This is a genomic window from Blastococcus sp. HT6-4, from assembly GCF_039679125.1.
Classification (GTDB): Bacteria; Actinomycetota; Actinomycetes; order Mycobacteriales; family Geodermatophilaceae; genus Blastococcus; species Blastococcus montanus.
The window spans coordinates 2,601,183-2,614,988 of record NZ_CP155551.1; the positions used below are offsets into that span (position 1 = coordinate 2,601,183).

Here is a 13,806-nt window from a genome sequence, read left to right on the forward strand (position 1 = left end):
GCCCGACACAGGGTGGCACATGCGGTCACCGTTCCGGCACCATGCGTCTTCATACCCCCAGATCGAGCAGGGAGTCGAGTGACCACCGCGCTGCGCCGGCTGTACCGACTGTTCGGCGTCGGCCACCGACGCCGGTGGGCGCTCCTGCTGCTGCTCGTCGGCGTGAACGGCCTGATGGAAGCCGTCGCCACCGCGCTGGTCTTCGCGCTGGTCGGCCTGCTGGCCGGCGGCTCGGTCGGGCTGCCCGTCCTCGGCGTGATCACCACCGACGCCCTGGGCATGTTCGCCGGGCTGGTCACGGTCGCGTTCCTCGTGCGCGCCGGCCTCGTCATCCTGCAGAACGCGGTGCTCTACCGGGTCAGCTACCAGGCCGGCGCCGAGCTGGAGGAACGGCTGCTCGCGGGCTACCTGTCCCTCCCCGCGCGCGACCTCCGGCGCCGGGGGCACGCCGAACTCGTCCGCAACGTGCACGACACGGTCATCGTCGTGGTCGAGGAGTGCCTGATCGCCTCCGTGCTGACCATCGGCAACGGACTGCGCATGTTCGCGATCGTCGCCGTCATGGTCGCCGTCGCGCCCGTGCCGTCGCTGTTCGCCGCCCTGGTGTTCGGCCCGGTGCTGTGGCTGGTGTCCCGGCTGGCCCGCAGGCCGGTCCGCCGGCTCGGTGAGCAGGTGGAGGCGACGCTGGCACGCAGCCTCCACCAGGCGACGGAGACCTTGGCGCTGTCCGCCGAGATCCGCGCGGCCGGCCGGACACGGCAGTTCAGCGCCCGGTTCGGCGACACCCGGCGGCAGCTCGCCCGCGCCGCGGGTACCGAGGAGGTGATCGGTGCGGTCCCCCGGTTGACGGCGGAGACCCTGCTCGTCCTGTTCGTGGTGGGCTACGTGGCGGTGGCCTTCGCCCGAGGGGCGGAGGAGAGCGTCCTGCCGACCCTCGGGCTGTTCACCTACGCCGCGCTGCGGGTGCTCCCTTCGCTGATCGAGGCGGTCTCGCTCGTGCACTCGGTCAACCACGCGGGTCCCGCGCTCGAGACGGTGATGGCAGACCTGCCCCTGCTCGCCCGGCCGACCGCCGAGGAGCCCCCCGTCCACCCGGTTGACACCATCAGGTTGTCCCGCGTGACCGTGGAGATCCCGGAGACCGGCCGGACGGTGCTGTCCGATGTCGACCTGGAGCTGCGCCGCGGCGACGTCGTGGCCGTGGTCGGCCGCAACGGCTCGGGGAAGTCGACCCTCCTCGACGTGCTCGCGGGCGCCCTCCCGCCGGCGCGGGGCGAGATCGTCGTCGACGGGACGCCCGTCCGGGCGGGGTCGGGCTCGTGGTTCGCCGGCGTCGCGCAGGTCTCCCAGCACGTCCACCTCCTCGACGCCGACATCCTCACCAACGTCACGCTCGACCCGTCCGGGGCCGAGGCGGACGATCCGCGTCTGGCGGCCGTCATCGACGAGGTCGGGCTGCGGCCCGTGGTCGAGCGGCTGGCCGGCCGGACCGTCGGGGAGGACGGTCGATCGCTGTCCGGCGGTGAGCGCCAGCGGGTGGCGCTGGCCAGGGCGCTCCACCGGGACGCCGACGTCCTGCTCGTGGACGAGGGCTCCTCGGCCCTCGACCGCGCTGCGCGGGATGCCCTGGCCGACCTGATCCACCGCGGCGCCGCGGACCGGATCACCGTCCTGGTGACGCACGACCCCGAACTCGTCGTCACGTGCAACCGCCGCATCCTGGTCGAGGACGGTCGACTGCACACCGAGGAGCTCGACGCCCGGACCTGACCGCGGTGAGCCACCTGGCCACCGCCTGCGGGACGGAGCTGTGGCTGCCGCACGACGGACGGGCGCCGAGCCCGGCGCACTCGACGAGGTCCTGGCCCGACCCGAGCGTGCAGTCCAAATCACCCGCTCCGGCGGTCCCCAGGTCCTCGACGTCGTCGACATCCGCGATCCGGAGGCCGGTCCCGGGCAGCAGCTCTACGACGCCTCCGCCGCCGGCGTGAACTTCGCCGACACCCACCACGCCCTGTCGACCAACTGAACTGACACCCAGCGCCTCGCCGACACGCGTCGCGCCACGGCCCCTATGGACGCCAGCCGATCACCCCGACCAGGGCGGGTCGGTCCGTTGCCCGAGTGCGGAGCACCGAGGTCTCGAGGGGCATCGCTCTTCCTCCGGCTGCCAGGGAGGTCACGGTGCCGAGGGGGCCCGGCATCGAGACCTCGCCGCGTCACCGGTCGGGAACGGTGTCCAGGTACCGCAGGACGGCGGTCACCCGCCGGTCGGTGGCGTCGGTGGGGGGCAGGTCGAGCTTGGCGAAGATGCTGCGGATGTGCTTGTGCACCGCCCCCTCGGTGACGAACAGCCGCTCCGCGATCGCCGTGTTGCCCAGCCCTTCGGCCATCAGCGCGAGCACCTCCCGCTCGCGGGCGCTGAGCCGGTCCAGCCCGTCGTCGGGCCGGCTGCGGGCGAACAGCTGCGCCACGACGTCCGGATCGATCGCGCTCCCCCCGTTCGCCACCCGGTGCAGCGCCTCCAGGAACTGCTCCACCCGGCCGACCCGCTCCTTGAGCAGGTAGCCCAGCCGCCGGGCCCCGCCGGCGAGCAGCTCGGTTGCGAATGCCTGCTCCACGTAGGCCGAGAGCACCAGCACGGCCAGCTCCGGGTGACGGCGGCGTGCCTCCACCGCGGCGACGATGCCCTCGTCGGTGTGCGTGGGCGGCATCCGCACGTCGACGATCGCGACGTCAGGCCGGTGCCGGTCCACTGCGGCCAGGAACTCCTGGGGCGTCCCGGCGGTGGCGACGACGTCGAGCGACTCCGCCCGCAGCAGCAGGGCCAGACCCTCCCGGAGCAGTGCGTCGTCCTCGGCGATCACGATCCGCACGGCAGCTCCGCCTCCACCACGGTCGGCCCCCCGGCGGGGCTGACCACCCTCAGGGTCCCGTCGTGGGCCTCGACCCGGCCGCGGATGCCGGCCAGCCCCGACCCCGCGCGCTCGTCGGCGCCGCCGCGGCCGTCGTCCGCCACCCGCACGACCAGCCGGCCATCCCCCTGCCGCACCGTCACCGTGGCCGCCCGCGCCCCGCTGTGCCGGGCCACGTTGGTGAGCGCCTCCGCGACCGCGAAGTACGCCGTCGCCTCCACGCTCGCCGGACACCGGACCGATACGTCGACCTCGACCTGGCACGGCACGGGGCACGCCGCGGCCAGCCCGGCGAGCGCCTCGGCGAGCCCGCGGTCGGCGAGCACCGGCGGCACGATGCTGCGGACGACGGAGCGGAGCTCGGCGAGCGCCAGCTCCGCCGCGTCCTGCGCCCGCTCCAGCAGCTCGTCGGTACCCGCCGGGTCGCGGGCGAGCGAGCGGCGGGCCGCACCGAGCAGGACGGTCACCGCCACCATCCGGTTCTGGGTGCCGTCGTGCAGCGACCGCTCGATCCGCCGCAGCTCGCTGACGTGGGCGTCGAGTGCGGCCGCCCGGCTCGCCGTCAGCTGGGCGACCCGCAGCGAGAGGTCCGTGCCCGGCGGCGTCAGGAACCAGCGGGCCGTCCGCGCCTGGAGCCGGGCCATCCTCGGCGCCGCCCCGACGGTGAGCGCGGCCCAGCCCAGTCCCAGCAGCGCGACCGCGAGGACACCCGAGACGGTGTCCTCGCCCCACCACCAGAGCCCCTCGGACTCCACCTCGTCGGGCAGCAGCGGCCGCCAGAGCGGATAGGTCGTGTCCCGGACGGCGTACAGCGGCAGCACGACGCCGATCAGGGTCCAGAGCAGTCCGCCGGTCGCGTGCGCCGCCACCCAGGCGAGTTCCCGCCCGACGACGGGGCTCCGCAGGGCGGCCCGGACGGTGCGCGGAACGGGCCCGGGGCTCGGGACCTCGACCCCCCACCGGCCCAGCCGCGCCCGCTCGCGGTCGGCGAGGCCGCGTACGGCCCGGAGCGCTCCGGGTACCAGCAGCAGACCCACGCCGATGAGGGACGCCGCGGCGACCAGCAGCAGCCAGGCGAAGAGGACGAACGCCAGCAGCGCGGTGCCCAGCCCGCCGGCGAGCTGCTCGACCGCCGTGAGCGTCGTGCGGGCGACCGCGGCGGTCGCCGGCCGGAGCCCCGCGGACCGCGCGGACCCCGGCGGCGAGATCGGCACACCCGGACGCTAGGAGGCCGCGGGCCGCACGTCATCACCCCTCACCCGGAAGTACAGCCTGCACCACCCCCGGTGGGCAGCGTGCGGGATGGGACGAGCCGCCCGGACTCCGAAGGATCGAGGACGTCCCCATCCGCCCCTCCCGAGGAGCTCCCCGTGCCCGATCCCTACGCCCTCGATCCCCAGGGCCCACCCACGCCCGCCCGGCCCACGACCGGCGGCGCGCTGCGCGCGTTCCTGTGGGCCCTCCTGGCGCTCAGCGTCGGCGGCAACACCCTGTCCTCGTTCGCGAGCGTGCCGGTGTGGGTGAGCCTGTCCTTCGGACTGGTCACCGCGGCGTGCATCGCGGGGCTGGTCCTCGTGCACCGCCGCGCCCGATGACCACCGCGGTCACCCTCCCCGAACGGCCGGGGACCCCGGCCGGGTCGCCGGCCGTGCAGCTGGTCGGCGTGAGCCGCATCCACCCACCGGACGTCCGCGCCCTGGACGACGTGAGCCTCACCGTCGACCGCGGCAGCTACCTCGCGGTCATGGGCCCGTCGGGCTCGGGCAAGAGCACCCTGCTGCACTGCGCCGCCGGGCTGGACTCGCCGACCAGCGGCCAGGTGCTGCTCGCCGGGCGCGAGATCGGCGGTCTGGACGAGACCCGCCGCACCGAGCTGCGCCGCGAGCACGTGGGGTTCGTCTTCCAGGCCTACAACCTCCTGCCGGCCCTGTCGGTCGCCGACAACGTGACCCTCCCGCTGCGGCTGGCGGGCAGGCCGCCGGAGCCGGACTGGGTGCGTTTCCTGCTCGACCGGGTCGGGCTCGGCGGGCACCTGGCCCGCCGCCCCGGCGAGCTCTCCGGTGGCCAGCAGCAGCGCGCGGCCATCGCCCGCGCTTTGGTCGCCCGGCCGGCCGTCGTCTTCGCCGACGAGCCCACCGGCGCCCTGGACCGCGCGAGCGCCGCCCAGATCCTCGGCCTGCTCCGCGACGTGGTCGACGAGCTCGGGCAGACCGTCGTGATGGTCACCCACGACCCCGCCGCCGCGGCGGAGGCCGACCGGGTGCTCGTGATGGCCGACGGCCGGGTCGTCGACGCGCTCGACCGGCCGACCCCGGGCGCGCTGGCCGCGCGCCTGGTCGCGCTCGGGGAGGGCTGAGCCGTGGTCCGTCTGGCGCTTGGCATGGCCCGCCGCCGCATGGCCGCCCTCGTCGCCGTGGCCTTCGCCGTCCTCGGCGGGGTGGCGATCGTCACCGGCACGGGCGTGCTCCTCGAGTCGGGCCTGCGATCCGAGCTGTCCGCCGGGCGGCTGGCCGGCGCCGACGTCCTCGTCGCCGCCGACCCGACGGTGCCGCGGGCCGAGGACCTCGACCTCGCGCTGCCCGAGCGGCGCCCCGTCCCCGCCGAGCTGGTGCACGACCTCGCGAACGTGCCGGGCGTCACCGCCGTCGCCGGCGACGTCAGCTTCCCCGCCGCTGTCCTGGACGGCGACGCCGCGGTCGCGCCGGTCGGCGACGCGGCCACCGACGGCCACGGCTGGTCGTCGGTCGCGCTGCTCCCCCGCGCCGCGGTCGAGGGCGCGCCGCCCACCGGCGCCGACGAGGTGGCCCTGGACGCCGACCTCGCGGCGGCGGCGGGGCTCGAGGTCGGGGACACCGCACGCCTCGTGGCCGCCGGCGTTCCCGGCGAGTACCGCGTCACGGCCGTGGTGCGCCCGGCCGGAGCCGGGGTGCTGTTCGACGACGCGACCGCCGCGGAGCTCGCCGGGCGCACCGATGGTGCCCGCGCGGCGACCGTCGACCTGGTGGGTCTCCGGGTCGAGCCGGGGGCGACCGACCGCGTCGCCGCCGCCGTCCGCGCCGAGCTGCCGGGCACCGGCCTGGTGGTCGCCACCGGCGACGACCGGGGGGAGGCCGTCCTGCCGGGGGCCGCCTCGTCGCGGTCGCTGCTCGTGGTCCTCGCCGGCTCGCTGGCCGGGGTGCCGCTGCTGGTCGTCGGCTTCCTGGTCGCCGGGGCGGTGAGCGTGTCGATCGCCGGGCAGCGGCCGGAGCTGGCCCTGCTCCGCGCGGTCGGGACGACGCCGCGGCAGCTGCGCCGGCTGGTGGCGGCCCAGGCCACCGGGATCGGTGCGGTCGCCGCCCTGCCCGGCCTGCTGCTCGGCTACCTGCTCGCCGGCCGGTTCCGCTCGCTGCTCGTCGACATCGGGCTGCTTCCGGAGGCGCTCCCGCTGACCGTGAGCCCCCTGCCCGCCGTCGCGGCCGTGCTCCTGCTGCTGCTTGTCGTGCAGGTGGCGGCCCGCGGCGCGGCCTGGCGGGTCTCGCGGGAGCCGGTCACCACGGTCCTCGGCGAGTCGCGCACGGGGCCCCGGACGCCGTCGGCCGCCCGGACCCGTGCCGGACTGTTCCTGCTGGTGGCGGCCGTCCCGCTGGCGGTGCCACCGCTGCTGGTCCGCTCGTCCCTGGGGGCGGCGTCCACCTCGATGGCCGGCATCGTCGCCGCCGTCGGGCTGGCACTGGCCGGCCCGGCCCTGCTCCGGCGGGTCAGCGGCGGCCTGGCCGCCCGGCTCCCCGCACGCGCCTCGGCCCCCACGTGGCTGGCCACCGCGAACCTGCACGGGTACGCGCTGCGCTCCGCGGGCGCGATCAGCACGCTGGCGATGGCCGTCGTCTTCGTGCTCACCTACACCTTCGCCCAGACCACGGTGACCGGCGCGGTCGCCCGGGACGTCGAGACGGCGACGCTCGCCGACGCGACGGTCGACGCCTCCGCCGTCGGCGGCGTCCCCGACGGGCTGCTCGAGGAGGTCCGCGCCACCGAGGGCGTGCGGGCCGCCGCGCCGGTGAGCACCACCACCGTGCTGCTCACCGGGCGCACCCTGGGGACGGAGACGGTCGAGCCCTCCTCCGCGCTGGTGCTCTCCCCCGCCGCTTCGGACGTCCTCGACCTCGGCGTCCGGTCCGGCGACCTGATCGACCTCACCGGCCCGACCGTCGCCATCGGCCGGGAGCTCGCCGAGGCCCGGGGCACCACCGTCGGCGACGACGTGGCACTCACGCTCGGGGACGGGACGGGCGTCGAGGCCCGGGTGGTGGCCGTCTACGACCGCACCCTCGGCTTCGGACCCGTGGCCCTCTCCCCCGATCTGGCGGCCGGGCACCGGGGCTCGGACCTCGCCGACAGCCTGCTGGTGCGCACCGACGGCACGGCCGGGGCCTCGGAGCGCCTCGCGGCGCTGCAGCCGGACTGGCCCGGCATCGCTGTGAGCGGGGTGGACGCCGGCAGCGGCATCGCGCAGGCCACGCCGCCGGAGGTGTGGGTGAACCTGGCGGTGATCGTCGTGCTGCTGGGCTACGTCCTGCTCGGCACCACCAACGCGATGGTCGCCGGCACCGCGCAGCGCCGGACGGAGTTCGCCACGCTCCGGCTGACCGGCACCACACCGCGGCAGATCCGGGCGATGGTGCGGCGGGAGGCGGCGTTGATCTCCGCGGCGGCCGTCGTCGCCGGGCTGCTGCTGGCCGCCCTGCCGCTCGCCCTGCTCGGCGTGGGTTTCCTGGCCCGACCGTGGCCGGCAGGGCCGTGGTGGCTGGTGCCGGCGACCGTGGTGGTGGTCGCCGTGGTGGCGTTCCTCAGCACGGAGGGCCCCACCCGGCTGGCCCTGCGGACGCCGCCCGCGGAGACCCTCGGCCGGGCGGGATGAGCCGGGAGCGGCGGCGCCTCAGCAGGAGCCCCCCGTCTGGACTGCGCAGCCACCGATGGCTGGCCGCACCGGTCACCGCCCGGGTCTCGTGACGGCGCACCGGGCCGACGCGCCGTCCGACGCCCACCGGGACGACCCGGAGTTCGGTTACCGACTCGTCGAAGGGGCCGCCGCGAACGGGCAGCCGAGAACCGCTCGGACGGCCTGGGCGATCTGTGCGGCCAACCGGTGGTGGAGCGCTTCCGGCTCGTCCCGACGAGGCAAGGGCGGCCGGCCGGACCGCCAGTGCTCGACGACCGGGTCAACCGGGTTCACCGCCGAGGCGTCCAACGCCTTGTGGTTGATCGGCATCACCGAACACCGCACCGCCGAAGGCAAGCTCTGCCTGTGCACGACCACCGACGTGCATTCCAACCGAATCGTCGGCTACTCCATCGACAAGTCCCGCAGGCGGAAGTTCGTTCACCCCCCGATCAGCATCAGCTCACCGGCTCGATGGGCCCAGTCGGCGCGGCCGGCGACAACGCCGCCATGGAGTCGTCCTTCGCCCTGCTGCAGAACGTGCTCGACCGCCGACAGTGGCACACCCGACAAGAGCTGCGGATTGCGATCGTCAGCTGGATCGAACGGGCCTATCACCGGCGGCGCCGTCAAGACGTCCTCGGTCGACTCACGCCCATCGAGTAGGAACGATCGTGGCCACTCAGGGCCGCGTGACTCCGTGCATCAGTCCCGACGTTGGGTTCTCACATACTGCAATTGCCGTAGATGAAGCCTGCACCGGCATGACGACGGAGGGTGTGCCGGCGCAGGAGGCTGCCAATCGCCGACAACGGAACCGGAGTATCAGATGGCAGCCTTGCTTGATCGTCTCGGTCGTTTCTCCTTTCGAAAGCGGTGGTGGACAGCCTCGCTCTGGCTGCTGGTCCTCGCGGGGGCGGTGACGGCCGCCGTCACGTCCGAGGGCCCGGTGAACACCCGGGCGACCATCCCGGGCATCGAGTCGCAGGACGCCTTCGACCTCCTCGCCGAGCGCTTCCCCGACACCCCCACGGACAGCGCGTCGGCGACCCTCGTGTTCGTCGCTCCCGGGGGCGGTGCGCTGGAGGAGCCGGCGAACCGGGCGGCGGTCGAGGAGGCGCTGGCCAACGTGGCCGGCAGCCCGCAGGTGTCCCGGGTGGTGCCGCCCTCGGCCGGCACGAGCATCAGCGCCGACGGCTCGACCGGCCTCGCGTCGGTGACGTACGACGTGCCGTCGGCGGAGGTCACCGACGAGTCGCGCGCCCTGCTGGAGGAGTCCGTCGAGCAGGCGCGGGACGACGGGCTGACCGCCGAGATGCGCGGCTCGGCGCTCAACAGCCCGACCAGCATGAGCGCCACCGAGCTCCTCGGGGTCGCGATCGCGGCCGTCGTCCTGCTGATGACCTTCGGGTCGCTGGTGGCCGCGGGGCTGCCCCTGGTCACGGCGATCATCGGGGTGGCCGTCTCGTTCCTCGGAGTCTGGGCACTCGCCGGCCCGCTGGGGATGGCGATCACCAGCGGGATGCTCGCGCTGATGCTGGGGCTGGCGGTCGGCATCGACTACGCCATGTTCGTCGTCTCGCGGTACCAGGAGGAACGGCAGAGCCAGGACGACGCCGAGACGGCGGCCGGTCGCGCCGTCGGCACCGCCGGATCCGCGGTCGTCTTCGCCGGGACGACGGTGGTGATCGCGCTCGCCGGGCTGTTCGTGGTCGGGATCCCGTCGCTGATGAAGATGGGGCTGGCCGCCGCCGGCGCCGTCGTCGTGGCCGTCCTGGTCGCGCTGACGCTGGTCCCGGCGCTGCTGGGCGTGTTCCCGAACCGGGTCCGCTCGCGGGCGCAGCGGCGCGGTGGTCGCACCTCGCCCCGCGTCCCGGTGGCCCGGTCGTGGATGCGGCTGGTGCAGCGCCGTCCGCTCCTGGTCACGGTGGCCGGGGTCGCGGTGCTCGCTGCTGTCGCCGTCCCGGCGCTGTCGTTGCAGCTGGGCACCCCCGGCGACGCCTCGCTGCCGACCACGGCCACCGAGCGCCGGGCCTACGACCTCCGGGCCGAGGCGTTCGGGCCCGGCTCCAACGGTCCGCTGACGGTCGTGGTCGACGCCCGCGGTGCGAGCGACCCCGAGACCGCGGTGGCGGCCGTCGCGGACGACCTCGCAGCGGCCGACGGCGTGGCCTCGGTGTCGACCGCGACCTTCAACGAGCAGGGGGACACGGCGGTGTTCACCGCCGTCCCCACCACCGGGCCGACCGACGAGCGCACCGAGCAGCTGGTGGAGTCGCTGCGGGACGCCCGCCCGGCCGTGGAGCGTGACCAGGGCGTGAGCTACGAGATCACCGGAACGACGGCGCTCGACATCGACATGGCGCAGAAGACCCAGTCGGCCCTCGTGCCCTACGTCGCGCTCGTCGTCGGTCTCGCCGTGCTGCTCCTGCTGGTGGTGTTCCGCTCGATCTGGGTGCCGGTCAAGGCCGCGGCCGGCTTCCTGCTCTCGCTGTTCGCCTCCATCGGGGTGATCGTCGCGGTCTTCCAGTGGGGTTGGGCGGGTGATCTGCTCGGCGTCGAGCAGACTGGCCCGGTCATGAGCCTGATGCCCATCCTGCTGGTGGGGATCGTGTTCGGGCTGGCGATGGACTACGAGGTGTTCCTGGTGTCGCGGATGCGTGAGGCGCACGTGGACGGTGTGCCGGCCCGCCAGGCGGTCGGAACGGGCTTCGCGCAGAGCTCGAAGGTCGTGGTCGCCGCGGCGGTGATCATGATCGCGGTCTTCGGCGGGTTCGCGGCGGCCTCGGAACCGTTGATCAAGATGGTCGGTCTCGGGCTCGCGGCGGCGGTCTTCTTCGACGCGTTCGTCGTCCGCCTGACGCTGGTGCCCGCCATCCTGCAGCTGCTCGGTGAGCGGGCGTGGTGGCTGCCGCGCTGGCTCGATCGGCTGCTGCCGCGCGTCGACGTGGAGGGTGCGTCGCTGGCTCCCGCGCAGGCCGAGGCGCGACCCGACCTGGCGCTGAGCAGCCGCTGATGAGCACCGGCCGGATCGGGGTGCGGGACGCGGCGGCCGCGTTCGTGGCGTTCCTCTTTGCCGCCCTCGGTGCCAGCATCGGCACCCAGGGGATCGTCGGTCCGGCCGTGCTCGTCCCCGGCGTGCTGCTCAGCCTGGTGGCCAGCGGCGCGCTGTTCACCGCGGCCCGGTGGCCGCGCGCCGCGACGGCCGTCGCGATCTGCTGCGAGACGGCCGCGTGCGCGCTCGGCTACCTGCCGACGCCGTTGCTGCTGGCCCCGCTGATCGGCTGCCTGTACTGGCTCGCGGTCGTCGGGTCGGTGCGGGCGGTCGCCTGGTGGACCGGGTCCGCGGTGGCCGCGGTCATCCTGGGCGGCCTGACCGACACACCCACCGGGGGCTCGCTGGTGCTGCGCACCGTCGGCGTCGCGCTGTGGCTGCTGCCGGCGGTCTTCGCCGGCCGGACGACGCAGGCCCACCGGTCCTACCTCGACGTGGTCCGGGCCCGCGCCGAGGACGCCGAGCGCAGCCGGGACGACGAGATCCGGCACCGGGTGGGCGAGGAACGCCTGCGCATCGCGCGGGAGCTGCACGACGTCGTCGCCCACCACCTCACGGTGGCCCATGCGCAGGCCGGGACCGCGGAGCACCTTGTGAACAAGCGTCCCGAGCAGGCACGGGAGCTGCTGGCCGGGCTGAGCGTCTCCACGTCGGCGGCGCTCCAGGAGCTCAAGGCGACCGTGGCGGTGCTGCGCACCTCCGACGACGACCCCCCGGTGGACACCGTGCCGGCACCGGGGCTCGATCAGCTCGCGGAGCTGGTCGAGCCCTGCCGGGCCGCCGGCATCGAGGTCACGGTGCTCCGCGAGGGGTCGCTGGCGTGCCTGCCCCGGCTGATCGACGTCACCGCGTACCGGGTCGTCCAGGAGGCCCTGACCAACGTCACCAAGCACGCGGTCCGGCCGTCCGTGACGATCACCGTGAGCCGAACCGAGGACACCTTCTGCGTCCAGGTGGTGAACACCGGCGTCCGGCCCGGTCCGGTGGGATCGGGCTACGGGCTGATCGGGATGCGCGAGCGCGCGCTCGCGCTCGGCGGGACGGTGGAGGCCGGCCCGGCCGGGGAGGGTCGGTACGCCCTCACTCTCGTCGTCCCGCTGGCTCGCTGGCAGGAAGCGCAGGAGGCACGATGATCCGGGTGCTCCTGGCGGACGACCAGGCGCTGCTGCGGTCGACGTTCCGCATGCTGATCGACTTCTGCGACGACATGACGGTCGTCGCCGAGGCCGCGAACGGCGAGGAGGCGGCCGATCTCGCCCGGCGGCACCGTCCCGACCTGGTCCTGATGGACATCCGGATGCCGGTCCTGGACGGGCTCGCCGCGACCCGGCAGATCTGCTCCGCCCCCGACCTGGCGGGCACGCGGGTGCTGATCCTGACCACCTTCGAGTCCGACGAGCACGTGGCGCACGCGCTCCGAGCCGGGGCGAGCGGCTTCCTGGGCAAGGACGCCACGCCCGCCGAGCTGCTCGCCGGGATCCGGACGGTCGTGGCCGGGGAGGCGCTGCTCTCGCCCGTCGCCACCCGGGTGCTGGTGAACCGCTTCCTCGCCAGTCCGGACGGCATCGGCGACCTGCCGCGCGGACTGCTCCCGAGGTTGACCGACCGCGAGCGCGAGATCACCGGGCTGGCCGCGCTCGGCCTGTCCAACCAGCAGATCGCCGAGCGGCTGGTCGTGAGCCCCCTGACAGTTCGCACACACGTACACCGGGCGATGACGAAGCTAAAAGCACGCGACCGGGCGCAGCTGGTCGTCATCGCCTACCAGGAGGGGTTGGTACGTAGTGCATGACGGGGGTCACGGCTTGATCGTCGTCGGCTGAACGGTCGCGCCCGTGTCACGGGCGAGCCACTGCGTCCCTGACCGTGGACGGACCCGCCTCGGGTGACCGCCGATGCGGGTGGACGTCCGACCCGCCTTCTCCTGCTTCACTGACAACAGCCAGCGACGGGTCAACGTCGCCAGGCTCCAGCAGCCGCCGCCCGGACCGCGTACTCCTCGAAGGAGCGAGGCGGACGACCGAGTACGGCCCTGACGTCATCGGTCGTGCCAGCGATGACGCCGCGGGCCATCATCACGAACATCTCCGAGACGTGCTGTGCCGCTTCGCGAGGCACCCCCCGCGCAACCAGGACGTCGGTGTATTCCTGAGGCGAGATCTGGCGGTAGGTCATCGGCAGCCCGGACGCCAAGGCTAGGACCTCGACGGCTTCAGCGAACGTGAGCGCCCGCGGCCCGGTCAGTTCGTAGACGCGCCCTGCATGCAGTCCCGGTTCGGTCAGCACGGCGGTGGCCACGTCGGCGACGTCCTCCAGATCGATGAACGGCTCGGGTACGGAACCGGCTGGCAACGCCAACTCCCCCTCCATCAGGGGGGCGTACCAGAGCTCCTCGTCGAAGTTCTGGTCGAAGTTCGACGCTCGCAGCACACCGTCCATTCCAGGTCCGATGTCCGCACGGCCTGCTCGGCCGAGAGCATGTCCTGCCCGAAGGAGGTGTCCCCCCAGACGTCGGCGCCGTGCCCCGACTGCAACACCAAGCGCTGCACGCCAGCTGCGACGGCTCGATCGACCAGCTGGTGGACCGGGCCGGGCACAGCCGGAGGAACGATGTAGACCGCGTCGGCGCCGCGCAGCGCCGCATCCCACCCACCCGGGTCGGACCAGTCGAAGGGGGTGGCGCTGTTCCGCGACGCGGCACGGACAGTCAGACCTCGCAAGCGCAACCTCGGGGTGATCCGCCTGCCCGCCTTGCCGGTGGCTCCCAGCACCAAGACAGTGGCATCGCTCATCCCCTCAGTTAACAAGCAGACGGCGGACGCGACGAGAGGAAAGGCTGGATCCCCGTCGCTGATGGGCACGTGAACGCCGTCGGAACTCCTGAGCATGAGATCGACCTGAGGCGGGAGGAGTGGGCA

General features: G+C 74.3%; 12 protein-coding genes and 1 pseudogene. 9 read left to right on the forward strand and 4 right to left on the reverse strand.

Features of this window, described 5'->3' with window-relative positions; all coding sequences use genetic code 11:
• Positions 1-78 precede the first annotated feature (78 nt).
• Positions 79-1,770, forward strand: coding sequence for an ABC transporter ATP-binding protein (locus tag ABDB74_RS12495; protein WP_346618892.1), 1,692 nt, complete (start codon positions 79-81; stop codon positions 1,768-1,770).
• 40 nt (positions 1,771-1,810) lie between these two features.
• Complete coding sequence (locus ABDB74_RS12500; protein WP_346618894.1) at positions 1,811-2,029, forward strand: hypothetical protein; 219 nt, start codon at positions 1,811-1,813, stop codon at positions 2,027-2,029.
• A gap of 190 nt (positions 2,030-2,219) precedes the next feature.
• Here ABDB74_RS12500 and ABDB74_RS12505 read toward each other — a convergent pair whose 3' ends face one another.
• Both ABDB74_RS12505 and ABDB74_RS12510 read right to left on the reverse strand, forming a co-directional pair.
• Positions 2,220-2,876 carry a response regulator transcription factor gene (locus tag ABDB74_RS12505; RefSeq protein WP_346618896.1) on the reverse strand — a complete coding sequence of 219 codons (657 nt, stop codon included), beginning with the start codon at positions 2,874-2,876 and terminating at the stop codon, positions 2,220-2,222.
• Positions 2,864-4,129 carry a sensor domain-containing protein gene (locus tag ABDB74_RS12510; RefSeq protein WP_346618898.1) on the reverse strand — a complete coding sequence of 422 codons (1,266 nt, stop codon included), beginning with the start codon at positions 4,127-4,129 and terminating at the stop codon, positions 2,864-2,866. Before ABDB74_RS12510 ends, ABDB74_RS12505 begins: the two co-directional genes overlap by 13 nt.
• Before the next feature lie 156 nt (positions 4,130-4,285).
• On the opposite strand from ABDB74_RS12510, the gene ABDB74_RS12515 reads away from it, so the two are divergent.
• From ABDB74_RS12515 to ABDB74_RS12545, 7 genes and pseudogenes are all read left to right on the forward strand, one after another.
• A complete protein-coding gene (locus ABDB74_RS12515; RefSeq protein ID WP_346618900.1) occupies positions 4,286-4,510 on the forward strand; it encodes a hypothetical protein in 225 nt (74 codons plus the stop codon).
• A complete protein-coding gene (locus ABDB74_RS12520; RefSeq protein WP_346618902.1) occupies positions 4,507-5,271 on the forward strand; it encodes an ABC transporter ATP-binding protein in 765 nt (254 codons plus the stop codon). Before ABDB74_RS12515 ends, ABDB74_RS12520 begins: the two co-directional genes overlap by 4 nt.
• Before the next feature lie 3 nt (positions 5,272-5,274).
• Positions 5,275-7,812 carry an FtsX-like permease family protein gene (locus ABDB74_RS12525; RefSeq protein ID WP_346618904.1) on the forward strand — a complete coding sequence of 846 codons (2,538 nt, stop codon included), beginning with the start codon at positions 5,275-5,277 and terminating at the stop codon, positions 7,810-7,812.
• Between the two features lie 258 nt (positions 7,813-8,070).
• A pseudogene (locus ABDB74_RS12530) lies at positions 8,071-8,499 on the forward strand (IS3 family transposase); the annotation flags it as partial.
• 253 nt (positions 8,500-8,752) lie between these two features.
• A complete protein-coding gene (locus ABDB74_RS12535) occupies positions 8,753-10,849 on the forward strand; it encodes an MMPL family transporter (RefSeq protein WP_346618906.1) in 2,097 nt (698 codons plus the stop codon).
• The gene (locus tag ABDB74_RS12540) at positions 10,849-12,021 is read left to right on the forward strand and encodes a histidine kinase (RefSeq protein ID WP_346618908.1); all 1,173 of its coding nucleotides are present in this window, start codon (positions 10,849-10,851) and stop codon (positions 12,019-12,021) included. Before ABDB74_RS12535 ends, ABDB74_RS12540 begins: the two co-directional genes overlap by 1 nt.
• Positions 12,018-12,680 (forward strand): response regulator transcription factor, encoded by a 663-nt coding sequence (locus tag ABDB74_RS12545; protein ID WP_346618909.1) that lies wholly within the window; start codon positions 12,018-12,020, stop codon positions 12,678-12,680. Before ABDB74_RS12540 ends, ABDB74_RS12545 begins: the two co-directional genes overlap by 4 nt.
• A 161-nt stretch (positions 12,681-12,841) precedes the next feature.
• Here ABDB74_RS12545 and ABDB74_RS12550 read toward each other — a convergent pair whose 3' ends face one another.
• Together ABDB74_RS12550 and ABDB74_RS20700 are read right to left on the reverse strand one after the other, a co-directional pair.
• Positions 12,842-13,327, reverse strand: coding sequence for a hypothetical protein (locus tag ABDB74_RS12550; RefSeq protein WP_346618911.1), 486 nt, complete (start codon positions 13,325-13,327; stop codon positions 12,842-12,844).
• Positions 13,258-13,776, reverse strand: coding sequence for an SDR family oxidoreductase (locus tag ABDB74_RS20700; protein WP_407062119.1), 519 nt, complete (start codon positions 13,774-13,776; stop codon positions 13,258-13,260). Before ABDB74_RS20700 ends, ABDB74_RS12550 begins: the two co-directional genes overlap by 70 nt.
• Positions 13,777-13,806 lie beyond the last annotated feature (30 nt).